We start from the raw sequence: 23,492 nt of genomic DNA on the forward strand, positions 1-23,492 counted from the left end.
AGCTAGAGGCTAACACCCCGGAGAAAGAGACCTAGACCATCTCCCAATCTGGCAGTGCCCGCAAGGGGGTACAAGAAAAGACTAAGCTCATCCACTCTAGCCCACTCGTAGCCGGGGGTCTAAATGACCCCCGGCCTTTGTGCTATATACGGGAATCGTGGAGAATTTGCAAATGAGCGGTGAACCAAAGCGGTCCCAACTCGATAAGTTCAAGGAAGCGGCGCGCGACCTCGAAACCGACGACGATCCCAAGCACTTCGACGAACGCCTAGGGAAGCTCGTGAAGCGTAAGCCGGTGTCGGAGAAGGGTAAGTGAATCTCCCGCAGCCAATGTCGCTGGAGTTCAACCTGATCGCGGTTGCATTTTTCCTTGTGATTGCCGTCGTGCCGCAACAGGCGCTCAACGTTGCCAGCTTCGGTAGGGTGAAGCAGCTTGGCCCCAAGGAAATATTGGGCTGGCGGTTATTCGCAGGTTTCTTTGCGTTAATGGCCGCAATCAAGGTTGTGAACCAAATAGGTTAGAATATCTTGACAAAGCGTGACGATGGGTGTAGAGATTTCTACATCATGGCGAATCGCGTCCACCGTAAGGGGCGCTCGCCAGTCAAGATGCCTGTGGGTTTGCAAAGTACATAAACGCCACAAGCAGTTCATCATCGAGAATTGCGATTCGGGCCGGCGCCTTCGGGCGATCCGGCCCGATCATTTTGGGGAGCGACGGAATGGAACAGGTGGTGCGGGCCGGCAATCGTCGCCGGCTGATGCGGGCGAAGGCGCCGCGCACGGCCCTTTCGACGCGCCAGTGCGAGACGTTCCTTTCCCATCTGGCGGAAAGCTGCAACGTGACGTGGTCGGCCGCGCAGGCGGGGCTGGTCTGTTCGACGGTCTATCGGCTGCGCGCGCGCGACGAGGCGTTCGCCGCGGCGTGGCAGGAGGCATTGACGGCCGGATATCAGCGCCTGGAAATGGGGCTGGTGCAGGCGGCGCTGGCGCTCGTCGAGGGCAGGCCGGGCGCGACTGTTGCCGGGAGCCGCAAGGGCGGCGAGCCCGGTCCGGGCAGCGCGGACGGAAAAGGCGCAAAGGCGGCGCGCGCGGCGAAGGAGGGCGCCGCGACGGAACCGGACGCCGCGAAAGGCGGCGACGAAGGGCGCGTGATCGCGCCGATGACGGTCGATCAGGCGATCAGCCTGCTCGGCCGGCACCAGGCGTCGGTCCGTGGCGGCCGGGCACGGACGCTGCGGCCCGACAAGCGGATGCCGACGTCCGAGGAAACCGACGCCGCGATCCTGAAGCGGCTCGCCATCCTGCGCCGACAGCGCGGGCTGGCGCCGGAGGGATAGGGGCTTGGACCCCGGCGGACGCCGGGGAACGGTTCGTTGCTGGAAAGGGATGATCGCCAACGCGTTTCGGCATGACGAAGCGGGGAAGCAGGGTGCTTCGACCCAAGGCCGGTGCCTGTTTGCAATCGCCATGATCTCCCTTCTTTCGGGGCAGAACGGGACGGGCAGGCTTCATGCCGCCCGTTCTCCCCTCCCGTTGGCGGGAGGGGATCGCGTGTCATGGCGGGTCATTTCTTTCCCTGTCGGGGAGCGGTGAGGGAGGATCGGGCGGATGGGGCAGGCGCATCGCGATGTCGTCGGCGACGTGCTCGAGAAATTGTCCGCGCTGTCGCCGCGCGACCTGCGCTTCGTGATGCGGGGATTGACCTGGGGCCAGCGCCGCGAGCTGATCGAGCGCTGGCACGGCTGGGCGCAGGACGGGCAGTGCGAGCCGCCGGGCGACTGGCGCATCTGGATGATCCGTGCCGGGCGCGGCTTCGGCAAGACGCGCGCCGGGGCGGAATGGATCAGCGAGTGCGCGCGCTCCATGCCGGGCGCGCGCATCGCGCTGGTCGCGGCGAACGAGATCGACGGGCGGCGCGTGATGATCGAGGGGCCGAGCGGGCTGCTGGCGGTTGCGCGCGGGCATGAAAACCCCGACTGGCGTGACGGGGTTCGCGAACTGCATTTCGGCAACGGCGCGATCGCGACGCTCTATTCGGCGGCGGCGCCGGAGAATCTGCGCGGACCCGAGCATCATGTCGCCTGGTGCGACGAGCTGGCGAAATGGCACCGGGGCGCGACCGCGTGGGACAATCTGGTGCTGGGGATGCGGCTGGGCGACCGGCCGCGCATCCTGATCACCACGACGCCGCGGCCGACCGCGCTGATCCGGACGATCCGCGCGCTGCCGGGGTTCGCCGAAACGGTCGGCGGCACGCACCAGAATGCCTATCTGCCGTCGAGTTTCGTCGAGGCGATGCAGGCGGTCTATGGCGGAACGCGGCTGGGGCGGCAGGAACTGGACGGCGAGTTGGTCGAGGATGTCGAGGGCGCGCTGTGGACGCGCGCGCTGATCGAACGCTGCCGCGTCGGCGCGGCTGGGCTGGGCAAGCCGCGGCGCGTCGTGATCGGCGTCGATCCGCCCGCGACGTCGACCGGCGATGCGTGCGGGATCGTCGTCGCGGCGCTGCTGCGCGACGGGCGGCTGGCGGTGGTCGAGGATGCGAGCGTCGAGACCCCGCCGCCGCATGTCTGGGCGCAGGCGGTGGCTGCCGCGGCGGCGCGCTGGGGCGCCGACCGGGTGGTCGCGGAAAGCAATATGGGCGGCGAGATGGTCGCGGCGACGCTGGCGCAGGCCGACGTCGCGCTGCCGGTCGCCACGGTCCACGCGAGCATCGGCAAGGCGCGCCGCGCGGAGCCGGTCGCGCTCGCCTATGAGCGCGGGCAGGTGGTGCATGCGGGGACGTTCCCGGCGCTGGAGGACCAGCTTTGCGGGTTCCAGACCGGCGGCGGCTATGCCGGGCCCGGCGGTTCGCCGGACCGGGCCGATGCGTGCGTGTGGGCGCTGGCGGAACTGCTGGAACGGCTGAGGAAAGGGCGCGCGCCGGGGGTGCGCAGGGTTTGATCAAAGCCCTCTCCCCTTCAGGGGAGAGGGTTGGGAGAGGGGGAGCCACGCACGCCGGCCCCTCTCAACTTCGGCTAGCGAGCAAGCTCGCAAGCCTGCGTATCTCTCCCCTGAAGGGGAGAGAGTGGGGCTTGCGGTGTGGCGGCTGGCCCATTGAGGAGACAAGCATGAACTGGTTTGGCCGCAAGGCCGCATCGTCGACGGTGCGGCCCGCCTTGTCGCGTGTTTACGGAACGTGGAACGCGCCGGCGCCGCTGTCGTGGGAGGCGCAGGTGCGCGAGGGTTATCTGGGCAATGCGATCGTCCAGCGGTCGGTGCGGCTGGTCGCCGAGGCGGCGGGGGCGGCGCCGATCGCGGCGGGCGACCCGGCGCTGCTGGCGCTGGTCACGGCGACCTCGGGCGGGCAGGGGTTGGTCGAGACGCTGGCGTCGCAGCTGCTGCTCCACGGCAACGGCTATGTGCAGATATTGACCGATGGCGCGGGCGCGCCCGCCGAGCTGTTCGCGCTGCGCCCCGACCGGGTGACGGTCGAGGCCGACGGGCGCGGCTGGCCGGTCGCCTATCGCTACAAGGCGGGCGGATGCGCCGCGGTGCTGCCTGCCGAGGACGGCGCGGGGCGGCCGGCGGTGGTGCATGTCAAGGCGTTGCACCCGCTCGACGATCATTATGGCGCGGGCTGCCTGGCGGCGGCGCAGGGTGCGATCGTGGCGCATAATGCGGCGGCGAAATGGAATGCGGCGCTGCTGGGCAATGCGGCGCGGCCGTCGGGGGCGCTGATCCACGATCCGGGCGACAAGGGGATGCCGCTGTCAGCCGAGCAGGTCGACCGGCTGCGCGAGGAGCTGGCCGAAAGCTTTGCCGGCGGGGCGAATGCGGGGCGGCCGCTGCTGCTCGAGGGCGGGCTGAAGTGGCAGGCGCTGTCGCTGTCGCCCGCCGACATGGATTTCCTGGAGTTGAAGCACAGCGCGGCGCGCGAGATCGCGATGGCGTTCGGGGTGCCGCCGATGCTGCTCGGGCTGCCCGGCGATGCGACCTACGCCAATTATCGCGAGGCCAATCGCGCGCTGTGGCGGCTGACCGTGCTGCCGCTGTGCGCGAAGATATTGGGCGCGGTGTCGCAGGGGCTGGCGGGCTGGTTCGGCGGTGCCGAGCTGCGCGTCGACATGGACCGGGTGCCGGCGCTGGCCGCCGACCGGATGGCGCTGTGGCGCGAGGTGTCGGGGGCCGACTGGCTGACCGCGGCCGAGAAGAAGGCGCTGCTGGGCGTCGACTAGCCGGAGATACGACATGGACGAGGAAGAGGCGCTGGCGCGGCTGATCGCGCTGGCGGGGACGCGCGCGCCCGACGCGGCGCTGCTGCGCGCGGTGGTCGAGGAGGCGAGCGAGCTGGACGCGCGGCGGGCGCTGGCGCGACTGGGGCTCGCCGACGCGGCGGCGCGCGACGACATCGGCGACCTGCGCCAACTGCTCGGCGCGTGGCGCGACGCCAAGACGAGTGCGTGGAAGGCGGCGGTCGACTGGGCGGCGCGCGGCCTGCTGGCGCTGCTGCTGGTGGGGCTGGCGATGAAGCTGGGGCTGCCGGGGCTGCTGCGGTGAGGGGTGGGGTCGTTCGACAGGCCCACCCCCCGGCCGCCTCCCGCCTGCGGGAGGGGGGGATACGGTTCGCGGGCTATGCGTCGGTGTTCGACCGCGTCGACCGCGGCGGCGACGTGGTGCGCGCCGGGGCTTTCGCGGCAAGCCTGCGCGCGCGGCGCGCGGTGCCGCTGCTGTGGCAGCATCGGCCGGGCGCGCTCGTCGGAACGATCGAGATGCTGGCGGAGGATGCGCGCGGGCTGCGCGTCGTCGCGCGGGTGACGCACCCGACCGCGGCGGCGCTGGTCGCGCGCGGGGCGCTGACCGGGCTGTCGTTCGGATACCGGGTGCGCGGGGCGCGGGGCGCGAACCCGCGCGAGCTGCTGGCGCTCGACCTGGCGGAGGTCAGCCTCGTCGCGCAGCCGATGCAGCCGCTGGCGCGGGTGATCGCGGTGGATTCATGGAAGGAGTGAAACGCATGGACGAGATGGAGATGAAGGCGGACGCGCTCGAGGGGGCGTTCGATGCGGTGCTGGCGGCGGAAGCGGTCGACGAGCTGAAGGTATCGGTCGCGGCGCTCAAGGCGCAGGTCGACGCGCAGGCAGTCGCGGCGGCGCGGCTGCCGCTCGACGGGGCGAAGGCGGCCGATCCGGCGCGCGACGCCTTCGTCGACCGCTATCTGCGGCGCGGGATCGATGCCGGGACCGGGATGAAGAGCCTGTCGGGGGCGTCGGGCGGCGAGGGCGGCTATGCCGTGCCGCGCGAGATCGACGGGGCGATCGCGGCGACGCTGAAATCGCTGTCGCCGATCCGCGCCATCGCGACGGTCGTGCAGACGGGGACGAGCGGCTATCGCAAGCTGATCGCGACCGGATCGACCGGCGCGGGATGGGTCGGCGAGACCGACGCGCGGCCCGAGACCGGGACGCGCAGCTTCGCCGAGATCGCGCCGCCGTCGGGCGAGCTTTACGCCAATCCGGCGGCGAGCCAGGCGATGCTCGACGACGCGATGTTCAACGTCGAGGACTGGCTGGCCGACGAGATCGCGCGTGAGTTCGCGGTCGCCGAGGGCGCGGCCTTCGTGTCCGGTAACGGGACGAACCGGCCGAAGGGCTTCCTGTCCTATGCAACGACGAACGAGGCGGACAGCGCGCGGGCGTTCGGGACGCTGCAGTTCGTCGCCTCCGGCGCGGCGGGCGGCTTCGCGGCGTCGAACCCGCAGGACAAGCTGGTCGAACTGGTCCACAGCCTGCGCGCGCCCTATCGGGGCGGCGCGTGCTGGGTGATGAATTCGGACACGCTGGCGCGCATCCGCAAGTTCAAGACCACCGACGGCGCCTTCCTGTGGCAGCCGGGACTGGTCGAGGGCCAGGCGGCGAGCCTGCTGGGCTATCCGGTCGTCGAGGCCGAGGAGATGCCCGACGTCGCGGCGAACAGCCTGTCGATCGCTTTCGGCAATTTCCGCGCCGGCTATCTGATCGCCGACCGCGGCGAGACGCATATCCTGCGCGACCCGTTCAGCAACAAGCCCTTCGTGCATTTCTATGCAACCAAGAGGGTCGGCGGCGCGATCATCGATTCGAACGCCATCAAGCTGATGAAATTCGCCGCGAGCTGATCGGCCCGCGTGCGAGGGGCGCCCGGTTCCTGCCCTCCAACCCTTTCGGGGTGGGGCCGGGCGCTACGCTTCGAGGCCGCCGCCCGGCGGCCTGCATCCCCTGCCGCTGCAACCCTCCCCCGTCGAGGGGATGGAGTCTTGTTGGAAAGGATGGCGCTGCCATGCCGACCCCCTTTTTCGCCGACCTGGTGCGCGAGCTGTGCCACGAGGGCGGCACCGGCCCGCTGACGCCGACCGGCGCGGTGCCCGGCCATCGCCGCTTCGCGGGCGCGGTGCCCGCCGATACCGAGTTCCACTATGCGATCGCGGGCATCGCGCAGCCCGGCGAGTGGGAGGTCGGCACCGGCCGCCTCGATGCCGCCGGCCGGCTGGTGCGCGAGGCGGTCGCCGCCTCTTCGGACGATGGCGGCCGCGTCGATTTCGCGCCGGGGCTGAAGACGCTGGCGCTGACCGTCGGCGCCGGCTGGTTCACGGCGCACGACGCGGCGGTTGCGGCGCTGGATGCGGCCGACGACGATCTGGCCGTCGCGATCGCCGCGAAGCAGCCGCTGTCGACGGCGCATCCTGCGGCGACGACCGGTGCGGATGACGACCTGATGACCGTGCGGCGCGGCGCGGGATGGGTGAATATCCCGCTGGCCGCGCTTGTCCGGCGCGGCGCGGACGGCCATGTCGGCATCGGCACCGCCAATCCGGCCCAACTGCTGGAACTGGCCGGCGGATCGCCGAGGATGCGGATCGTGCCGGCTGCTTCGGAGCAGACGGGCGGGATCGAAATCGTCACCGACGGCGCGCACGAGGCGTCGTTCACCGCTCGCGGATCGACGGGCGAGCTGAATATCGCGGCCGGCCGCGCGCCCGGATGGGGCGGGAACATCCGTTTCTTCACGGACACGACCGAAAAGATGCGACTGACCGCCGCGGGACGCCTGCTGCTGGGCGGCGCGGCCGACAATTATATGCTCAACATCGCCTCCGGCGCGGCGTCACGCGGCATCGTCGCGGACTTCAACACGAACGGCCATGTCGGCGCGCTGATCAGCTTCACGCAAGCCGGCATCACGAACAACTGCTTTGGCACCATTCCCGGCACCGGCGATTTCGGCTGGTATGTGAACCGCAACGGCGTCGCCGACGGCGTGCTGCTGATGCGCCTGACGGCCGCCGGCAGCCTTGGTATCGGGACCGACACGGCCGCCGTCCGCCTCCATGTCAAATCGTCCGGCGAGATCATGCGCCTCGAAACGACGGCGGCGCGCGGGTCGGGCAACGGCTTCCTGTCCTTTTATGATCCGAGCGGTCGGAAGGGCTATTTCGGATATGGCGGCACCAGCGAGACGATTTTCCTCATGAACGAGGAGAACGGCAATATTGAATTCGGCACCAATGCCGTCTCGCGCTGGTATGTGGAAAGTGCCGGCCACTTCACGCCCGTGGCCGACAATGCCTATGACGTCGGCTGGTCGGCGGGTCGCGTTCGGAACCTTCATCTGGCCAGCAATCCAATCGTCACGTCGGACATGCGCGAAAAGGCATGGCGCGGCGCGGCGAGCGCCGCCGAACTGGCGGCGGCAAAGCGGATCGCGTCCGAACTTGGCTTCTATCAATGGAACGATGCGGTCGCCGAAAAGGGGGCCGAGGGCGCGCGGCTGCATTTCGGTGTGCGGGCGCAGGCGGTGTGGGCGATCATGGCCGGCGAAGGGCTGGTCGATCCGATCGACGCCGGGGCCGATCCGACCAGCCGCCATGCCTTTCTGTGCTGGGATCGCTGGGCGGAGGAGCGCGACGCCGAGGGGCGGATCGTCCGCGCGGCGGGCGAGCGGTTCGGCATCCGCCCCGACCAGCTCGCGCTGTTCCTGATCGCGGCGCAGGAGGCGCGGCTCGCGGCGCTGGAGGCGGCGGCATGATCGGCGGCGCGGCGCTGGGCGCGCGCGCGATCGGCGATGCAAGCGGCCGCATCCTTGCCGCCGAATGGCGCGGTCCCGACCGGGTGGCGCCGCCGCGCGCGCGCGTTCGCCTGGCGCCCGACCCGGCGCGCCGGATCGCGGTGGACAGACCCTGACCGGAAAGGACCGACGATGGCGATGATGGTGAAGGATCCGGGAACGCGGATCGACTTCGAATTCGACTGGGCGGCGGCCTGTCCGGCCGGGCAGGCGGTGGCGGCGAGCGACTGGGCGGTCTGGCCCGACGAGCCCGACGGGGTCGCCGTGGCGGCGATGGCGCACGGTCTGGCGCGCGCGACGGTGACGCTGGAGGGCGGGATCGCAGGGCGCGTCTATCGCGTCACCAACCGGGTGACGATGACCGACGGCCAGATCGAAGAGCGGTCGATGGCGGTGCGGGTGGAGGAGCGATGATGGTGGAGAGCCTGTTGCCGGGCGAGGTCCCGGTGAGCCTGGACGAGGCGCGCGGCTGGCTGCGGATGGGGGCGACGATCGACGATGCGGTCGTCGCCGGGCTGGTCCGCGCCGCGGCGAGCATCTGCGAAGCCTTTGTCGGCCAGTGGCTGATCGTGCGCGCGGGCGAGGAAAGCCTTGTCCTGCGCGGCGGCACCCTGCGGCTTGCCGCGCGGCCGGTCGTCGCGGTCGATGCGGTGACGCTGCTGCGGCCCGATGGCGCGGAAACCGTGCTGGGCGCGGACCGCTACCGCGTGACGATCGCGCGCGACGGGTCGGCGCGGGTGGCGATCCACGCGGCCGGCGACGCCGAATATGCGCGCATTGCGTTCCGTGCCGGCATGGCCGCGGGACCCAATGCGGTGCCTGAGGCGATCCGGCAGGGCCTGTTGCGCATGATCCAGCACCTCCACGCCGCGCGCGATGGCGCGGACGAGACGCCGCCGGCGATGATCGCGGCGCTGTGGCAGCCGTGGCGGCGGCGCACGCTGGGAGGCGCATGATGACGGGCGCGGAACAGGCGGTGCGCGCGAAGGCGCTGACGGTGCTGGGCGCGGACGACGTGCTGGCCGGGCTGGTGCATGGCGTGTTCGACGGCGTGCCGCCGCGCGCGAGCGCGCCCTATGTCTCGGTCGGTGCTGCCGAGGGTCGCGACTGGGGGACGAAGGACCGGCCCGGGTGCGAGGTGCGGCTGACGCTGAGCCTGACCGGTGCCGGGTTGCCGGCCGACGCGGGCGGGGCGGCGGCGCGGATGGAGGCGGCGGCGCGCGCGCTGCGCGGCCCGGCGGGCGGCTGGACGATCGTCGCGGTCAGGGCGCTGCGCAGCCGGCTGGCGTTCCGGCGCGAGGGTGGCTGGCGGCACGATCTGGTCGTGCGGTGCCGGTGCCTGGCGGGGGTGCGGGAGGAGGCGTGACCCGGTTCGGCGTCATGCCGCGCTGGGTCCCCGCCTTCGCGGGGACACGGGAACGCTTCGCTCAGGGACGATCGGGACAGGGGCGATCAGGAATCGCCGGGGAGGGTGTTGGTCGAGGAATAATCCTTGAACTTCTCGATGAAGTTCACGTGATAATCGTCGATCTGCATGTCGGCATTCTCGGTGGCGTCGGCCTCCGAATCGCCGCTCGCGCGGTCGAGCGCGATCACCGCCTGACGAAAGGCGGTGCGCTCTGCGGTGCAGGCACCCTTGATCGCCATTTCATATTCGGCGTCGCCCATCTTGCCCTCGAGCGACTTCTTGAGGTGGTCGCGCAGGCATTTGGTGAAGGCGGCGCGCGACGTGTCGACCGCGGCGGTGGGCGATGGTGCCGCCAAGGCCAGGAGCAAGCTTGTGATCAACATCCTGCGACTCCCCGTTTGCAGATGATTTGCGAAGGAGAATTAAACCATGGGGATCGAAAATGGGAGCGCTTTTCTGCTGAAGGTCGGCGATGGCGCGACGCCGCCCGCCTTCGGCACCGTCGCCGGGCTGCGCACGACGCAATTGTCGGTGAACGGCGAGGCGGTGAACGTCACGACCAAGGATTCGGGCGGCTGGCGCGAGCTGCTGTCGGGCGCGGGAGTGCGGTCGGTTTCGGTGAGCGCAGCGGGCCTGTTCACCGGGTCGGCGGCCGAGGTGCGGCTGCGCGGCCATGCGCTGGCGGGCACGATCGACGATTATGAGCTGAGCTTCGAAAGCGGCGAGCGGCTGCGCGGGCGCTTCCTGGTGACGCGGCTCGATTATGCCGGCGATTACAATGGCGAGCGCCAATATGTGCTGGCGCTCGAGTCGAGCGGCGCGGTGGTGAGCCTGTGAGCGCGACCGCGAACCCGCTGCGCGGCGAGGCGGTGCTGCGGATCGGCGGCACCGCGCATGTGCTGCGCCCGAGCTTCGGCGCGCTGGTCGCGGCGGAGGCCGAGCTGGGGCCGCTGTTCGCGCTGGTCGAGCGCGCCGCCGACGGGCGGCTGGCGCTGGGCGAGCTGGCCGGGCTGTTCTGGCATTGCGTGCGCGACCGGCCGGCGGAGCTGACGCGCGAGGCGGTCGGCGAAGCGGTGGTCGCGCAGGGGCTGGCGGCGGTGACGCCCGCGCTGCGGATGCTGCTCGGGCAGATCTTGCAGGGGCGGTGATCGGTGGCGGAGGAGGATGCCCACTCCGCCGCCCGCGAGCGCGAGGGGCGTTTCGGCGATGGCGCGGCGCGATTGTCGGGGGTGATGGCGCGGCTGTGCGGGTGGCGGCCGGGGGAGTTCTGGGACGCGACGCCCGCCGATGTGGCGGCGGTGCTGGCGGGCTGGGCGCCCGAAAATGGCGCGGACGGCGCGGACGGCGCGGGCGGCGTCGATCGCGCGGTGCTGGCGGCGATGATGGAGCAATATCCCGATGGATGACGAAATCGACGAGATTGTCGTCGCGGTGCGCGCCGACACCGGCGCCTTTCGCCGCGACATGGCGGCGCTGCGCGCCGAGCTGGGCGCGCCGCTGGCCGACGCCGCCGATGCGGGCGCGCGCGGGATCGAGCGCGCGCTGGGCCGGGCGGTGGTGTCGGGCAAGCTGGGGTTCGAGGATCTGAAGCGGCTGGCGCTGTCGGTGATGGCCGACATCGCGCGCGCGGCGGTGTCGGGCGGGGTCGGCGCGGTGCTGGGCGGCGCGCGCGGCGGCGGCGGGCTGCTCGCGGTCGGGCAGAGCCTGGCGCTGGGGCTGCTCGGCGCGCCGGGCCGCGCGACCGGCGGGCCGGTGAGCGCGGGGCGCGCCTATCGCGTCGGCGAGCATGGACCCGAACTGTTCGTGCCGGGCGCTAGCGGGCGCATCGAGCCGGCGGCGGGCGCGGCGGTGCGCAATATCGCGATCACGGTGAACGTGCGCGGCGCGGCGGGGAGCGAGCCGGGGCGGCTCGCGCAGACCGGGCGGCAGCTGGCGCGCGCGGTGCGGCGGGCGGTGGCGGAAGGCGAAGGCTGATGGGCTGGGCGCTCGTCGCGGCCGAGCCGCATCACCGCAAGGGCTGGATCAAGCGCTTCGACCCGCGCTTCTGGACCGTCGATTTCGCGCGGCCGATGATGGCGAGCGTGGTGACGACCGCGCCGACGGCGCTGCGCGTCGAGACGGTCTTTTATGACAAGGCGGACCTGGCCGGGCTGATCTGGGAGGCGGAGGACCGCTGGGACCACCCGCTGCTCGCCTATGAGACGCGGCGCGATTTCCGGCATGTGCGGCTGCGCTTCCGCTGGCGATCGGGCGGGGTCAAGCCGCTCGATGCGCTGCACGGGCCGACGCTGACGATCGAGGGGCGCGACGCGGCGGGCAACCCGCGCGCGTGGTATGTGCGGCTGTGGAACTATGCCGAGGGCAGCGCCGAGGATGCGGTGGTGACGCTCGATTTCGACGCGCTGGCCGGCGGTTTTCTGTTGCCGGGGGAAAGCGACCCGGTGTGGGCGGGCGACGTCGACCGATTGTTCGTCTCGCTGGTCGCGCCGGGCTATGACGGCGGCGCGGGCGCGCTCGCGGCGCCGGCGCAGGGCTGGGTCGAGGTCAGCGACATCGCCTGTTCGGGATCGGGATCGGTGCTGGCGATCGGCGACGCGGTGCTGCCCGAGCAGCGGCTGGGAATCGCGAACGGCTATGACGACTGCTATCACCTGACCCCGGCGCGGGTGGTGCGGCAGTTGGAGCAGCTCGGCTATCGCGGCGACGTCGTCCATTATGTCGGGATGAGCCATTATATGCGGCTGGCGGCCGAGGGCGGCGGCTATCGCGTGCAGGCGGCTGGCGGGGTGCTCAATGCGCCCGCCGCGGCGTGGCACCGGGCGCTGGCGAGCGCCTGCGCGGGGGCGGGGCTGGGGCTGGTCTGGTCGCTTTCCTACGAATTGTTCGACGCCTATTGCCCCGAAAGCTGGAAGCAGCGCGACGCCGACGGCGCACCGGCGCTGACCGGGTGGGAGCCGCCGTCGACCCTGCTGTCGCCTGCGCATGCCGAGGCGATGGGATGGCTGCAACTGGTCGCGCGGGCGTTCGCGGCGATCGGGCGCGACGCGAGCCTGCCCGTGAAGTTCCAGGTCGGCGAGCCGTGGTGGTGGGTCGCGGCGGACGGGCGGCTGTGCGCCTATGACGCCGCGACGACGGCGATGCTGGGCGCGTCGCGCGTCGCGATTCCCGATGTGCGCGGTGCGCTGGACAGCGGGCAGCGCGCGATGCTCGACGCGCTGGGCGCGATATTGGCGGGATCGACCGCCGCGCTGGTCGCGGCGGCGCGCGACGAGGCGGGGGCGGCGCCCTTCACGAGCCATCTGCTCGTCTATCTGCCGACGGTGCTCGACCCGGCAGCGCCCGAATTGCGGCGCGCCAATGTGCCCATGGGCTGGACGGCGCCGGCGTTCGACGTGCTGCAGCTCGAGGATTATGACTGGGTCACGGGCGGGCGCGGGGTCGAGACCGATGCGGCGCGCGCGGCGATGGTCGCGCGGCTCGGCTATCCTGTCGCGGATCAGCATTATTTCGCGGGATTCGTGCTGCGCGGCGAGGATCGCGGGCAATGGCGCGCGATCGCCGAGGCGGCGGCGCGGGCGCGCCGCGCCGGGGTAGCGTGCGCCTTCGTCTGGGCGCTGCCGCAGGTCGCGCGCGACGGTTTCGTGGCCTTTGACGGGGAGGAAGAGATGCAGGCTTTCGATGCAGTGGACTTTCCGCTCGCGATCGGGCGCGAGGCGATGGTCGCGACCGAATTCTCGACCCAGATCGTCGCTTCGCCGTCCGGGCACGAGCAGCGCGCGAGCGAATGGGCCGATGCGCGGATGCGCTACGACGCGGGGCCGGGAATCCGGTCGGAGGCGGATGTGCGCCGCCTCGCCGATTTCTTCCGCGCCCGGCGCGGTGCGGCGCGCGGCTTTCGTTTCCGCGATCCGTTCGACCACAGCTCGGCGGCGGACGGCGGGCCGCCGGGCCTTGCCGACCAATGGCTGGGCATCGGCGATGGGGCGCGGCGGCAGTTCGCGCTCGTCAAGCGCTATGGCGGCGGCGAGGCGGCGCAGGCGCGCGCGATCCGGCTGCCGGTCGCGGGCAGCGTCCGCGCGTCGGTAGGCGGGGTCGAGACGGCAGCCTTTACCTTGACGGGCGATGGCGAGGTCGCGTTCGACGTCGCGCCGGCGGACGGCGCGGCGGTGCGCGCGGGCTTTCTGTTCGACGTGCCGGTGCGCTTTGCCGAGGATCGGCTGGAGGTCAGCCGCGCGACCTTCCTCGCCGGCGAAGTGGCGAGCGTGCCGCTGGTCGAGGTGCGTGCGCCATGGTGAGTGCGATGGTGAGCGCGGATGATGATTTCGGCGCGATGACAGCGGCGCCCGCGTGGCTGCGCGCCGAAGTCGCGACGCTCGCCTGGTGCTGGCGCCTGTCGCGACGCGACGGGGTGACGATCGGGCTGACCTCGCACGACCGCGACCTGTTCGTCGGCGGGCTGCTCTATCGGGCCGCGCCCGGAATGAAGCCCTCTGCGATCGAGACGCGCGACAGCCTCGATGCCGCGACGCTCGACCTGCAAGGCGCGGTGGCAAGCGACGCGATCGCGGCGGACGACCTCGACACCGGGCGCTGGGACGGTGCGGCGCTGCGGCTGTTCGTGACCGACTGGGAGAATCCCGAGGCGGCGCCGGTGACGGTGGCGCGCGGGACGCTGGGCGCGATCGAGCGGCGCGGCGCCGCCTTTTCGGCCGAGTTGCAGGGGGTGACGCGGCTGCTCGACCGGCCGGCGTGCCCCGCGACCTCTCCTTCGTGCCGCGCGTCGCTCGGCGACCGGGCGTGCCGGGTCGATCTGGCGTTGCGGACGCACCGGCGCCGCGTCGTCGCGGTCGCCGGGCGGTCGGTGACGCTCGACGCGGCGGTGGGGGGTGGGGCGATGGCCTTTGGCGAACTCGTCTGGATGGAGGGAACGGCCTGCGGGCTCGCGAGCCCGGTGATCGCCGCCGACGGCGCGGTGCTGATGCTGGCGGAGACGCCGGGCGTGCCGCTGGACCTGCCGGTGCGGGTGCGGCTGACCGAAGGGTGCGACAAGCAGCTTTCGACCTGCCGCGACCGCTTTGCCAATGCAGTCAACTTTCGCGGCGAGGCGCATCTGCCGGGCAACGACCTGCTGACGCGATACCCCGGTGGATGAGGTCGGCGCGCGCGCCTTTGCGGCAGCGCGGGGGATGATCGGCGCGCGGTTCCGGCCGCAGGGGTGCGACCCCGCGACCGGGCTCGACTGCGTCGGGCTGGTATGGGCGGCCTATGCCGCGACGGGGCGGCGGCTGTCGCGACCGCATGCCTATCCGCTGCGCGGATGGAGCGAGGCGCGGATCGTCGCGGCGCTGCAAACGGCGGGGTTCGCACGGGATGAAGGCCGCGTCGCGATGGGCGATGTCGCATTGATCGCGCTGCCCGCGGGACAATTTCATCTGGGGCTGCTGGGCGGCGAAACGATGGTTCACGCGCATGCCGGGCTGCGGCGTGTGGTCGAAGCGCCGCTGGACGATGCGGCGCGGACGGCGGTGCGGTGGCGGCTGGATTGAGGAGGGACGGACATGGCAACGCTGGTGCTGACGGTGGTCGGCGGGATCGTGGGCGGCCCGGTCGGCGCCGCGATCGGCGCGGCGATCGGGCAGCAGGCCGACGCGGCGATCTTTCGCCCCAAGGGACGCGAGGGGCCTCGCCTCGCCGACCTGAAGGTGCAGGCATCGACCTATGGCCAGCAGATACCGCAGCTGTTCGGGACGATGCGCGTCGCGGGCAGCGTGATCTGGGCGACCGACCTGATCGAGCGGCGCAGCAAGCGCGGCGGCGGCAAGGGGCGCGCGTCGGTCACCGAATACAGCTATGCGGTGTCGCTGGCGGTGGCGCTGTCGTCGCGACCGATCCGCGCCATCAGGCGCATCTGGGCCGATGGTAATCTGCTGCGCGGGGCGAGCGGCGGCTTTCAGCAGCGCTGCACCTTTCGCTGGCATGACGGCGGCGAGGACCAACCCGCCGATCCGCTGATCGCCTCGGCGCTCGGTCCGGCGTCGGTCAGCGGCTTTCGCGGCATCGCCTATGCCGTGTTCGAGGAACTGGAACTCGGCGCCTTCGGCAATCGCATCCCGTCGCTGACCTTCGAGGTCGAGGCCGATGCCGGGGCCATCGACGCCGGGCTGGTCGGCGATACGCTGTTCGGCGAAGCGGGGCGATGCCTCGGCGGGACGCGCTTCGTGGGCTATGCGGCCTCGGGCGACCGCCTGCGCGAGGCGCTGGCGCCTTTGTTCGATGCCGATGCGGTGCGGCTGGCCAGCGACCCCGGCGGCTGGCGGCTGGCGCCCGCGGACAGCCCGCGTGCGCCGGTGCCGCTGGCCGATTTCCGCGAGGCGCGCCGCGAAGAGGCCGCGCGCGACCGGATCGAGCGCCGCCGCGCGCCGCTGGCCGATGTGCCGGGAAGCATCCGCCTGCGCCATTACGATCGCGAGCGCGACTATCAGCTCGGCCAGCAGACCGGTCCGGTGGCGGGCGGCGGCGCGGCGGAGCAGCGGATCGATCTGCCCGCCGTCCTGTCCGCCGCGGCGGCACGGGCGCTGGCGCAGCGGCTGGCTGCCGCGACGGCGGACGGGCGCGAAAGCTGTGTCTGGCGGATGGACTTGGCGGCGCTCGCGCTGCCGGTGGGGGCGGTGGCGATCGCGGGCGACGGCGGCCGATGGCGGATCGCCGCGCGGACGGTTCGCGATACGCAGGTCGAAGTCGAACTGCGGCGGCACCAGCCGCTCGACCTCGACATGCTGCCCGCCGATTCCGGCGCGCCGGTGCGCGCGCCCGACTGGCCGGAGGCGACGGCGCTGGTCTGCGCCTTCGACCTGCCGAGCCTGGGCCCTGCGGCGGCGGCCGCGCCGCAGGTCGTGATCGCGGGCGCGGGGAGCAACGCCGGCTGGCGCGGCGCCGATACATGGTTCGTGCCGATGCCCGATGCCGCGCCGATGCCGCTGGGCACGCTGCGCCCGGCGGCCGCGCTGGGCGTGCTGGCGGAGCCGCTGGCGCCGGGCGGCGCGCTGCTGTTCGACGATGCGGGCGCGGCGATCGTCACGCTGATCGATCCGGCAATGGAACTGGAAGCGGTAAGCGACGCGCTGCTGCTCGGCGGGGCGAATCGCGCGATGATCGGCGACGAACTGGTGCAGTTCGGCGGCGCCGAACCGCTCGCGCCCGGGCGATGGCGGCTGACGCGGATGCTGCGCGGCCGCGCGGGCACCGAAAGCGCGGCGGCGCATGCGGCGGGAACGCCCTTCCTGCTGCTCGACGATCCCGCGCTGCTGCCGATCCCGGCCGACCATGGCGAGTGGGTGGCGGGCGGCGGCGCGCGCCTGCAATGGGCGGCGTGGAACGACACGAGCCTTTCCGACCTGCCCGTCCCCGCGGACCTGCGCGCGCTGCGCCCGCTTGCGCCGGTGCATGGCCGGGTCCGGCACGATGGGGAAGGCGGCCTGGCTATCGGCTGGACGCGGCGGAGCCGGGCCGATGGCGGCTGGCGCGACCATGTCGACCTGCCGCTCGGCGAGACTCGCGAGCTGTACCGCGTTTCGGTCGAGCCGACGGTCGCCGGGATCGGGCCGTGGGACCTGGAGGTTCCGACGCTGCGCCTGGCGGCGGCGGATGTGGCCGCGCTGGCACCCGGCAGCCTGATCGCGATCCGTCAGATCGGCGATGTCCTGTCGTCGGCACCGCTTCTTCTAACTCTTAAATAGAAAGGATATTCGGCATGACCGACCTGCCCGTCACCGCGCGGTTCGCGCTGCCCCTGCTCGTACAGGCGCAGGCGCAGAAGGAGATCACGCATAACGAGGCGCTGGTGCTGATCGACGCGTTGCTGCAGGCGAGCGTCGAGGATGGGCCGCTCGCCGCGCCACCGACGGCGCCGGAGGCGGGACAATGCTGGATCGTCGGTGCCCCGGCGAGCGGCGCGTGGGCGGGGCGTGAGGCGGCGTTGGCGGTGTGGACGGCCGGCGGCTGGCGCTTCGCCGAGCCTCGACCCGGGATGCGGGTCGTGCGGTCGCGGGATGGGGCGTGGCTGCGATTCGCGGACGGCGCGTGGGTCGAACCCGGCATGATCGCCGCGCCGGCAGGCGGGAGCATGGTCGATTCCGAGGCGCGGATGGCGATCGAGGCTCTGATGACCGCGCTCAAAGCGCATGGCATGCTGATTTAGAGGGGTTTTTTCGTTGCATTCGGGGCTCAACTGCGACTTTTTGGCAACAGATTAGCGATTTGTTATCTTGCGTGGAACCAAAGCCGCGAGTAGGACGTCTGTCGAGACGTATATCTCAATTGAAAGGGGAATCTGTTATGAGGAAGCTAGCCGTCGCCGTGGCGTTGGCCTCCACTGCCCTCGCGTCGCCCGCCGTGGCGCGCGACAACTCCTGGTACGTTGGTGTCGGTGGTGGTGTCATGATCGTCGAGGACATCGACCTTGATATCGGCACTGCAGCCAATGCTGTCAGTCTGGATCACCGCAAGGGATATGATTTTGAAGGCGTCGTCGGCTACGACTTCGGCGGCTTCCGCGCGGAAGTGGAAGTGGGCTATCGCGAAGCCGATATCCGCAACGCATCCGTCAATGCGCCGGGCGTTCCCAATGGTCCCAATGGTGGCGCCCTTGTGACCGGCAACTATCCCATGAACGGCGACAGCAATGCGCTGAGCTTCATGGTCAACGGCATGTTCGACTTCGGTGACGACGACGGCATCCAGGGCTTCATCGGCGGTGGCGCGGGTGTCGCCCGCGTTTCGGTCCAACCCGTCTTCGCGGGTGCCTGGCTCGACGATTCGGACACCGGTTTCGCCTGGCAGGCGATCGCGGGCGTCCGCGCGCCGATCAGCAATAACTGGGATGTCGGCCTGAAGTATCGCTTCTTCAACGCCGACGGTCTCGACCTGGTCGATCAGCTCGGCCGCGACGTGTCGGGCCGTTTCCGTTCGCACTCGCTGCTCGGGACGCTGACCTACAACTTCGGTGGAGCCGAGGCGCCCCCGCCGCCGCCTCCCCCGCCGCCGCCGCCTCCCCCGCCGCCGCCTCCCCCGCCGCCGCCTCCGCCGCCTCCGCCGGTCGTGTGCGCACCGGGACCTTATATCGTGTACTTCGACTGGGATCAGTCGGCGATCACGCCCGAAGCGGCTTCGACGCTGGACAACGCGATCAGCGCCTACAACCAGGGCTGCAGCGGTCAGCAGGTCATGCTCGCCGGTCACGCCGACCGTTCGGGTTCGGCCAAGTACAACGTCGGCCTGTCTCAGCGCCGTGCCGACGCGGTCAAGGCCTATCTGACCGCGCGTGGCGTCTCGGACGGCTCGATCACGACGCAGGCGTTCGGCGAAACCCGCCCGGCGGTTGCGACCGCCGACGGGGTCCGCAACGACCAGAACCGTCGCGTGGAAATCACCTACGGTCCGGGTTCGGGCATGTAAGTTCGATTTCCAGCCCGAAAGGGTTCGGACGAAAAGCGAAGGGCGGCATCGAAAGGTGCCGCCCTTTCTTTTTGGGCTGGTGGCGGCATTTCATGTTCGGACCGGGAGCTTTTGCGCAGGGGCGCGGAACGGAAACCTGAGAGCGGCGCGCTCGAATCGCTGTTGCTTGCTATGAGCGTGTCGAAATCTGCCCCGAGGATCCGCGAGGCATTTGTGAGGATTAATCGCCTCTGCGCGGCTCAACGAAAAGCGGAGCTTCGACAAGTTCAGCGCGAGCGGAAGAGAGGATGGCTCGAATTTATCGGACGCCGTTCCGAGTTTACCCGGCAGGCAGAATAGGCATTCACCGCGGAGGGGCGACCCTTCTTCCCGGGAGGGTGAAGTCGTCGAGATCGAAGGGTTTTGGCGATCCCATGACTCCACACCATCGCGTGAAGCAGAAGTCTCTGCGATCTCCGCGCCTCTGCGCGGACTTCATGGCCTCAGGCGTTGCGTGCGCCAGTGCTGCCGGACGGTCAGGCGGTCGGGGCGGTGCCGGGGCGCAGATATTGCATCATGTAGCCGACATAATCGGCCTTGCCGAGCGGGACGCCCATGTGCCGCATCACCGCATAGGCGGCGACGAGATGGAAATAATATTGCGGCTGCGCCCAGTCGCGAATGTAGCTTTTCGCGTCCATGTCGAAGGCCATGCCGTTGGGCAGGTCGAAGCTGATCGGCCGCGCGGGATCGGTGTCGACCGTCGCGGCATCGACGGTGTCGAGCCAGGCGAGGGTCGCCGCGATCTGGTCCTGAAGCCCGCCAAAATCGGCGGCGTCTTCCGCAAGCGCGGGAGCACCGGCAGCGCCGAGGCGTGCGAGCGGCTGGACCGCCTGGAGGCAGGCGAAGCGGACCTGCGCCGCGAGTGGGAACATGTCGGGCGCCAGCCGCGCCGCGATGAACTGCAGCTCGCCGACATTGTTCGCGGCGCCCCAGGCGAGCGCCTTGTCGAGCTGGGCCGAGAGGGCGCGCAGTCCGTTGGCGTAGGCGGGGACGGTGAGATCGTACAGCATGACGGGCATCCTTCGGGCGCTGGAGGGGATCGCGGGATCAGACCGCGGCCATATTGTCCTGAAATTGCAGGCGCGCGAGGCGAGCATAGAGCCCGTCGGCGGCGACGAGATCGTCATGGCGCCCTTCCTCGACGATGCGCCCCTCGTCCATCACGACGATCCGGTCGGCAGCGCGCACCGTCGCGAGGCGGTGCGCGATGACGATCGTCGTCCGGTCGTGCATCAGCGCCTCGAGTGCGTCCTGCACGAGCCGTTCGGACTCGGCGTCGAGTGCCGAGGTGGCTTCGTCGAGCAGCAGCAGCGGCGCGCGGCGAAGCAGCGCACGCGCGATCGCAACGCGCTGGCGCTGGCCGCCCGACAGGCGCGCGCCTCCCTCTCCCATGAAGGTATCGAGCCCCTGCGGCAGTCGGCGCAGGAAATCCTCGGCGTTGGCGGCACGCGCGGCCTCCCACAGTTGCTCGTCTGTGGCCGCCCAGTTTCCGTAGCGCAGATTGTCGCGCGCCGACGCGGCGAAGATCACCGTTTCCTGCGGCACCATCGCGATGCGTGCGCGGATCGCGGCGGGATCGGCTTCGGGAAGCGGGACGCCGTCGAGCAGCACCCGGCCGTGCTGCGGGTCGTAGAAGCGCTCGGCGAGCTGGAACAGCGTCGACTTGCCCGCGCCCGAAGGCCCGACGATGGCGACCGTCTCGTTCGGGCGGACGGTCAGCGAGAAATCGTGGAGCGCGGGCATGTCGGGCCGCGTCGGATAGCGGAAGATCACATGCTCGAAGGCGAGCGTGCCGACCGGCGGTTCGGGAAGCGGGCGGGGATGCGCGGGCGGCGCGATATCCGGTTCCGCCTCGAGCAGCTCGCCGAGCCGCTCGGCAGCTCCCGCCGCGCGCAGCAGGTCGCCATAGACCTCGGTCAGCGCACCGAAGGCGCCCGCGACGAGGCCGCCGGTCAGGACGAAGGCGGCGATGGTGCCGCCGGTGATCGTCCCCGCCGCCACGCCCTCTGCCCCATACCAGAGCAGGGTGGTGATCGCGCCGAACAGCAGGCCGATCACCGTTGCGGTAATGAACGCGCGCAGCCGGATGCGGCGCTTGGCGGTCGCGAAATTGGCCTCGACCGCGGCGGTGAAGCGGTCCGCCTCGCGCGGTTCCTGGCCGAATGCCTGGACGATCTTCATCGCGCCCAGCTGTTCGGCGGTGGTCGCCCCGATGTCGGCGACGCGGTCCTGGCTGGTGCGCGACACTTTCTGGAGGCGGCGGCCGAGCAGCACGATCGGCATGATGATCACCGGAATGCCGACGAGGATGCCGCTGGTGAGCGCGGGCGACAGGGTGAAGAGATAGGCGATACCGCCGATGCCCATCACCAGATTGCGCAGCGCCACCGACACCGTCGTGCCGACGATCTGTTCGATGATCGCGGTGTCCGACGTCATGCGCGAGGCGATTTCGGACGGCCTGTTTTCCTCGAAGAAGCCGGGCGCGAGCCGCAGCAGGTTTTGCTGCACCGCCTCGCGGATGTCGGCGACGGTACGTTCGCCGAGCCAGCTCACGAAGTAAAAGCGCAGCGCCGTCGCCGCGGCGAGGAGCAGCACGATCAGGTAGAAGAGGCGGAAATGCGGCGCGACATCGCCGCCGCCGGCGACGAAGCCGCTGTCGATCATCTCCTTGAACTGCCAGGGGATGGCGAGCGTCGCGAGCGCCGCGACGCCGAGCGCCACCGCAGCCACCAGCAGCGCGAGCGGGTAGCGGCTGGCATAGCGCCAGACCATGCGCAGGCTGCCGAGCTTGCGTCGCCGCGGCTCGGACGGGTCGGCGGGGGCGGGCGGGGCGGATTGATCGGATGCGGTCGCCATCGCCGACGGCCCTAGCAGCCGCGATGGGGACGCTCAATGTCTGAGAATGGCGCTGCGCTTCACAAGGCTTGAAGCGGCACGACAGGATCGCCCGCAACCGGCACTTTTTCCCGATAATCTCTCGCTTGCGCCGTCGTTGGTGGCTTTGATGCATTGCACAATGGAACCGAAGGCGTAAGACTGGCGCGAAAACAGGGGGCGCAACACGCGCCGGAACGGACGCGAGGAACGACTGCACGATGCTGTATCAAGCCTTTGACTTACAGAAGAGCTGGCTCGCCGGGGCGAGCGCATTGGCCACCGCGGGGGCGCAGGCGATCCAGCATCCCGCCAACCCGCTCGGCTATTTCGGCGGCAGTCCGATGTTCGCCTCCGCGCTCGAGGTGTTCGCGCATGCGGCGGCGCCGCGCGGCAAGCCCGCCTTCGATCTGTACGAGACGGTCGTGGACGGCGAAGCGGTGCGGGTGTCCGAGGCGATCGAGGCGCGCAAGCCGTTCGGGCAACTCAAGCATTTCAAGCACAAGGGCGCGAAGGGGGCGCCGAAGCTGCTGATCGTCGCGCCGATGTCGGGCCATTATGCGACATTGCTGCGCGGCACGGTCGAGCGGATGCTGCCCGATCATGACGTGTGGATCACCGACTGGCGCGACGCGCGCAACGTGCCGCTGACGGCGGGGCGCTTTGACCTCGACGATTATGTCGACTATCTGATCGACTGGCTCGGCCATATCGGGCCGGGCGCGCATATGCTCGCGGTATGCCAGCCGTCGGTGCCGTGCCTCGCCGCCGCGGCCGTCATGGCGGCCGACGGACACAAGTGCCGGCCGAAGACGCTGACGATGATGGGCGGACCGATCGACACGCGCAAGGCGCCGACTGCGGTCAACCAGCATGCGACGACGCGCCCCCATGCCTGGTTCCAGGAAAATGTCATCGCGACGGTGCCGGCCTATTATCCGGGCGCCGGGCGCCGCGTCTATCCGGGCTTCCTCCAGCTCGCGGGCTTCATGTCGATGAACCTCGGCAACCACATGATGAGCCATTGGGAGATGTTCAAGCATCTGGTCGACGGCGATGGCGAGAGCGCGGACAAGACCAAGGAATTCTACGACGAATATCGCTCGGTCTGCGATATGACGGCCGAATTCTACCTCCAGACCGTCGACGCCGTGTTCCAGCGCCACCTGCTGCCCAAGGGCGAGATGGAGCATCGCGGACGCAAGGTCGACCTGACCGCGATCGAGGATATCGCGATGCTGGCGATCGAGGGCGAGCGCGACGATATTTCGGGGATCGGCCAGACCAAGGCGGCGCTGACGCTCGCGAAATCGCTGCCCGCCGAGCGCAAGAAATATCTGATGGCGAAGGGCGTCGGCCATTACGGCATCTTCAACGGCCGCAAGTGGCGTGAAGAAATTGCGCCGGTGGTCGAGCAGTGGATACGCGCCAACGGGGGGTGAGAGCGGCTTTCGGCCGAAAGCCGTCATTCCCGTTTTTCACTTCATCGGTCCCGCGAATGCGGGAACCCAGGGGCCGGTCAGCCGACGCGCGTTCTGGATCCCGCTTTCACGGGATGGCGAAGATAGAATGTCTGGAATCAACCCGAACGACCTTGGCGTATATGTCCTGCAGACACGTAAGAGTTTGC

Annotated in this window: 27 protein-coding genes; 24 read left to right on the forward strand and 3 right to left on the reverse strand. The window is 70.4% G+C overall.

Annotated features, from left to right (window positions below):
- Positions 1-172 precede the first annotated feature (172 nt).
- The 13 genes from SGRAN_RS22520 to gp17 all read left to right on the forward strand — a co-directional run bounded on the left by SGRAN_RS22520 (position 173) and on the right by gp17 (position 9,448).
- Positions 173-316, forward strand: a complete 144-nt coding sequence (locus tag SGRAN_RS22520) for a hypothetical protein (RefSeq protein WP_172709609.1) — start codon at positions 173-175, stop codon at positions 314-316.
- A complete protein-coding gene (locus SGRAN_RS04325; RefSeq protein WP_148650793.1) occupies positions 313-522 on the forward strand; it encodes a hypothetical protein in 210 nt (69 codons plus the stop codon). The genes SGRAN_RS22520 and SGRAN_RS04325 overlap by 4 nt, the downstream gene beginning before the upstream one ends.
- Before the next feature lie 200 nt (positions 523-722).
- Positions 723-1,340: a hypothetical protein gene (locus tag SGRAN_RS04330; protein WP_067180931.1), complete on the forward strand. Its 618-nt coding sequence runs from the start codon at positions 723-725 to the stop codon at positions 1,338-1,340.
- Between the two features lie 271 nt (positions 1,341-1,611).
- Complete coding sequence (locus SGRAN_RS04335) at positions 1,612-2,946, forward strand: DNA-packaging protein (RefSeq protein ID WP_067180934.1); 1,335 nt, start codon at positions 1,612-1,614, stop codon at positions 2,944-2,946.
- 167 nt (positions 2,947-3,113) lie between these two features.
- A complete protein-coding gene (locus SGRAN_RS04340; protein WP_067180935.1) occupies positions 3,114-4,220 on the forward strand; it encodes a phage portal protein in 1,107 nt (368 codons plus the stop codon).
- Positions 4,221-4,233: 13 nt separating this feature from the next.
- Complete coding sequence (locus SGRAN_RS04345) at positions 4,234-4,542, forward strand: DUF6127 family protein (RefSeq protein ID WP_067180938.1); 309 nt, start codon at positions 4,234-4,236, stop codon at positions 4,540-4,542.
- 44 nt (positions 4,543-4,586) lie between these two features.
- Positions 4,587-4,991, forward strand: coding sequence for an HK97 family phage prohead protease (locus tag SGRAN_RS04350; RefSeq protein ID WP_082737413.1), 405 nt, complete (start codon positions 4,587-4,589; stop codon positions 4,989-4,991).
- Positions 4,992-4,996: 5 nt separating this feature from the next.
- Positions 4,997-6,136, forward strand: coding sequence for a phage major capsid protein (locus tag SGRAN_RS04355; protein WP_082737065.1), 1,140 nt, complete (start codon positions 4,997-4,999; stop codon positions 6,134-6,136).
- 161 nt (positions 6,137-6,297) lie between these two features.
- Entirely contained in the window at positions 6,298-8,043 is a 1,746-nt protein-coding gene (locus SGRAN_RS04360) for a tail fiber domain-containing protein (protein WP_067180940.1), read from the forward strand.
- Positions 8,040-8,198, forward strand: coding sequence for a hypothetical protein (locus SGRAN_RS22525; RefSeq protein WP_172709610.1), 159 nt, complete (start codon positions 8,040-8,042; stop codon positions 8,196-8,198). The genes SGRAN_RS04360 and SGRAN_RS22525 overlap by 4 nt, the downstream gene beginning before the upstream one ends.
- Before the next feature lie 16 nt (positions 8,199-8,214).
- A complete protein-coding gene (locus tag SGRAN_RS04365; RefSeq protein WP_067180943.1) occupies positions 8,215-8,496 on the forward strand; it encodes a phage fiber-tail adaptor protein in 282 nt (93 codons plus the stop codon).
- Positions 8,493-9,038, forward strand: coding sequence for a head-tail connector protein (locus SGRAN_RS04370; protein ID WP_067180946.1), 546 nt, complete (start codon positions 8,493-8,495; stop codon positions 9,036-9,038). The genes SGRAN_RS04365 and SGRAN_RS04370 overlap by 4 nt, the downstream gene beginning before the upstream one ends.
- A complete protein-coding gene (gene gp17 / locus SGRAN_RS04375) occupies positions 9,038-9,448 on the forward strand; it encodes a tail completion protein gp17 (RefSeq protein ID WP_172709611.1) in 411 nt (136 codons plus the stop codon). Before SGRAN_RS04370 ends, gp17 begins: the two co-directional genes overlap by 1 nt.
- Before the next feature lie 86 nt (positions 9,449-9,534).
- Here the strand turns inward: gp17 and SGRAN_RS04380 are convergent, their stop codons facing one another.
- A complete protein-coding gene (locus SGRAN_RS04380; RefSeq protein WP_067112904.1) occupies positions 9,535-9,873 on the reverse strand; it encodes a hypothetical protein in 339 nt (112 codons plus the stop codon).
- A 46-nt stretch (positions 9,874-9,919) separates the two neighbouring features.
- Between SGRAN_RS04380 and SGRAN_RS04385 the strand changes: the two genes are divergently transcribed.
- From SGRAN_RS04385 to SGRAN_RS04430, 10 genes are all read left to right on the forward strand, one after another.
- Positions 9,920-10,327: a phage tail tube protein gene (locus SGRAN_RS04385; RefSeq protein WP_067112902.1), complete on the forward strand. Its 408-nt coding sequence runs from the start codon at positions 9,920-9,922 to the stop codon at positions 10,325-10,327.
- Positions 10,324-10,638 carry a gene transfer agent family protein gene (locus SGRAN_RS04390; protein WP_067180952.1) on the forward strand — a complete coding sequence of 105 codons (315 nt, stop codon included), beginning with the start codon at positions 10,324-10,326 and terminating at the stop codon, positions 10,636-10,638. Before SGRAN_RS04385 ends, SGRAN_RS04390 begins: the two co-directional genes overlap by 4 nt.
- Before the next feature lie 3 nt (positions 10,639-10,641).
- The gene (locus SGRAN_RS04395; RefSeq protein ID WP_067180955.1) at positions 10,642-10,896 is read left to right on the forward strand and encodes a phage tail assembly chaperone; all 255 of its coding nucleotides are present in this window, start codon (positions 10,642-10,644) and stop codon (positions 10,894-10,896) included.
- Positions 10,889-11,464 carry a tail tape measure protein gene (locus tag SGRAN_RS04400; protein ID WP_067180958.1) on the forward strand — a complete coding sequence of 192 codons (576 nt, stop codon included), beginning with the start codon at positions 10,889-10,891 and terminating at the stop codon, positions 11,462-11,464. Before SGRAN_RS04395 ends, SGRAN_RS04400 begins: the two co-directional genes overlap by 8 nt.
- Positions 11,464-13,785 (forward strand): DUF2460 domain-containing protein, encoded by a 2,322-nt coding sequence (locus tag SGRAN_RS04405; RefSeq protein WP_067180961.1) that lies wholly within the window; start codon positions 11,464-11,466, stop codon positions 13,783-13,785. The genes SGRAN_RS04400 and SGRAN_RS04405 overlap by 1 nt, the downstream gene beginning before the upstream one ends.
- A gap of 5 nt (positions 13,786-13,790) precedes the next feature.
- Positions 13,791-14,642, forward strand: a complete 852-nt coding sequence (locus SGRAN_RS04410; protein WP_237233748.1) for a DUF2163 domain-containing protein — start codon at positions 13,791-13,793, stop codon at positions 14,640-14,642.
- Positions 14,635-15,036, forward strand: a complete 402-nt coding sequence (locus SGRAN_RS04415) for an NlpC/P60 family protein (protein ID WP_237233749.1) — start codon at positions 14,635-14,637, stop codon at positions 15,034-15,036. The genes SGRAN_RS04410 and SGRAN_RS04415 overlap by 8 nt, the downstream gene beginning before the upstream one ends.
- Positions 15,037-15,048: 12 nt before the next feature.
- Positions 15,049-17,226 carry a phage tail protein gene (locus tag SGRAN_RS04420; RefSeq protein ID WP_067180965.1) on the forward strand — a complete coding sequence of 726 codons (2,178 nt, stop codon included), beginning with the start codon at positions 15,049-15,051 and terminating at the stop codon, positions 17,224-17,226.
- A 14-nt stretch (positions 17,227-17,240) separates the two neighbouring features.
- Entirely contained in the window at positions 17,241-17,687 is a 447-nt protein-coding gene (locus SGRAN_RS04425; protein ID WP_067180969.1) for a DUF2793 domain-containing protein, read from the forward strand.
- Positions 17,688-17,824: 137 nt separating this feature from the next.
- Positions 17,825-18,943, forward strand: a complete 1,119-nt coding sequence (locus SGRAN_RS04430) for an OmpA family protein (protein WP_067180972.1) — start codon at positions 17,825-17,827, stop codon at positions 18,941-18,943.
- A 515-nt stretch (positions 18,944-19,458) separates the two neighbouring features.
- Here SGRAN_RS04430 and SGRAN_RS04435 read toward each other — a convergent pair.
- Both SGRAN_RS04435 and SGRAN_RS04440 read right to left on the reverse strand, forming a co-directional pair.
- Positions 19,459-19,995 (reverse strand): DUF1993 domain-containing protein, encoded by a 537-nt coding sequence (locus SGRAN_RS04435; RefSeq protein ID WP_067180975.1) that lies wholly within the window; start codon positions 19,993-19,995, stop codon positions 19,459-19,461.
- A gap of 37 nt (positions 19,996-20,032) precedes the next feature.
- Entirely contained in the window at positions 20,033-21,844 is a 1,812-nt protein-coding gene (locus tag SGRAN_RS04440) for an ABC transporter transmembrane domain-containing protein (protein WP_067180977.1), read from the reverse strand.
- Between the two features lie 239 nt (positions 21,845-22,083).
- Here SGRAN_RS04440 and SGRAN_RS04445 point away from each other — a divergent pair, with 239 nt between their 5' ends.
- Positions 22,084-23,304, forward strand: coding sequence for a polyhydroxyalkanoate depolymerase (locus tag SGRAN_RS04445; protein WP_067180980.1), 1,221 nt, complete (start codon positions 22,084-22,086; stop codon positions 23,302-23,304).
- Positions 23,305-23,492 lie beyond the last annotated feature (188 nt).

The organism is Sphingopyxis granuli (assembly GCF_001559015.1).
Taxonomy (GTDB): domain Bacteria; phylum Pseudomonadota; class Alphaproteobacteria; order Sphingomonadales; family Sphingomonadaceae; genus Sphingopyxis; species Sphingopyxis granuli.

Excerpts from the sequence above, each read along its gene's own strand:
- SGRAN_RS22520 (WP_172709609.1), top strand. The coding sequence starts at position 173 with ATGAGCGGTGAACCAAAGCGGTCCCAACTCGATAAGTTCAAGGAAGCG.
- SGRAN_RS04330 (WP_067180931.1), top strand. The coding sequence starts at position 723 with ATGGAACAGGTGGTGCGGGCCGGCAATCGTCGCCGGCTGATGCGGGCG.
- SGRAN_RS04335 (WP_067180934.1), top strand. The coding sequence starts at position 1,612 with ATGGGGCAGGCGCATCGCGATGTCGTCGGCGACGTGCTCGAGAAATTG.
- SGRAN_RS04340 (WP_067180935.1), top strand. The coding sequence starts at position 3,114 with ATGAACTGGTTTGGCCGCAAGGCCGCATCGTCGACGGTGCGGCCCGCC.
- SGRAN_RS04345 (WP_067180938.1), top strand. The coding sequence starts at position 4,234 with ATGGACGAGGAAGAGGCGCTGGCGCGGCTGATCGCGCTGGCGGGGACG.
- SGRAN_RS04355 (WP_082737065.1), top strand. The coding sequence starts at position 4,997 with ATGGACGAGATGGAGATGAAGGCGGACGCGCTCGAGGGGGCGTTCGAT.
- SGRAN_RS04360 (WP_067180940.1), top strand. The coding sequence starts at position 6,298 with ATGCCGACCCCCTTTTTCGCCGACCTGGTGCGCGAGCTGTGCCACGAG.
- SGRAN_RS22525 (WP_172709610.1), top strand. The coding sequence starts at position 8,040 with ATGATCGGCGGCGCGGCGCTGGGCGCGCGCGCGATCGGCGATGCAAGC.
- SGRAN_RS04365 (WP_067180943.1), top strand. The coding sequence starts at position 8,215 with ATGGCGATGATGGTGAAGGATCCGGGAACGCGGATCGACTTCGAATTC.
- SGRAN_RS04370 (WP_067180946.1), top strand. The coding sequence starts at position 8,493 with ATGATGGTGGAGAGCCTGTTGCCGGGCGAGGTCCCGGTGAGCCTGGAC.
- gp17 (WP_172709611.1), top strand. The coding sequence starts at position 9,038 with ATGACGGGCGCGGAACAGGCGGTGCGCGCGAAGGCGCTGACGGTGCTG.
- SGRAN_RS04380 (WP_067112904.1), bottom strand. The coding sequence starts at position 9,873 with ATGTTGATCACAAGCTTGCTCCTGGCCTTGGCGGCACCATCGCCCACC.
- SGRAN_RS04385 (WP_067112902.1), top strand. The coding sequence starts at position 9,920 with ATGGGGATCGAAAATGGGAGCGCTTTTCTGCTGAAGGTCGGCGATGGC.
- SGRAN_RS04400 (WP_067180958.1), top strand. The coding sequence starts at position 10,889 with ATGGATGACGAAATCGACGAGATTGTCGTCGCGGTGCGCGCCGACACC.
- SGRAN_RS04405 (WP_067180961.1), top strand. The coding sequence starts at position 11,464 with ATGGGCTGGGCGCTCGTCGCGGCCGAGCCGCATCACCGCAAGGGCTGG.
- SGRAN_RS04410 (WP_237233748.1), top strand. The coding sequence starts at position 13,791 with ATGGTGAGCGCGGATGATGATTTCGGCGCGATGACAGCGGCGCCCGCG.
- SGRAN_RS04420 (WP_067180965.1), top strand. The coding sequence starts at position 15,049 with ATGGCAACGCTGGTGCTGACGGTGGTCGGCGGGATCGTGGGCGGCCCG.
- SGRAN_RS04425 (WP_067180969.1), top strand. The coding sequence starts at position 17,241 with ATGACCGACCTGCCCGTCACCGCGCGGTTCGCGCTGCCCCTGCTCGTA.
- SGRAN_RS04430 (WP_067180972.1), top strand. The coding sequence starts at position 17,825 with ATGAGGAAGCTAGCCGTCGCCGTGGCGTTGGCCTCCACTGCCCTCGCG.
- SGRAN_RS04435 (WP_067180975.1), bottom strand. The coding sequence starts at position 19,995 with ATGCTGTACGATCTCACCGTCCCCGCCTACGCCAACGGACTGCGCGCC.
- SGRAN_RS04440 (WP_067180977.1), bottom strand. The coding sequence starts at position 21,844 with ATGGCGACCGCATCCGATCAATCCGCCCCGCCCGCCCCCGCCGACCCG.
- SGRAN_RS04445 (WP_067180980.1), top strand. The coding sequence starts at position 22,084 with ATGCTGTATCAAGCCTTTGACTTACAGAAGAGCTGGCTCGCCGGGGCG.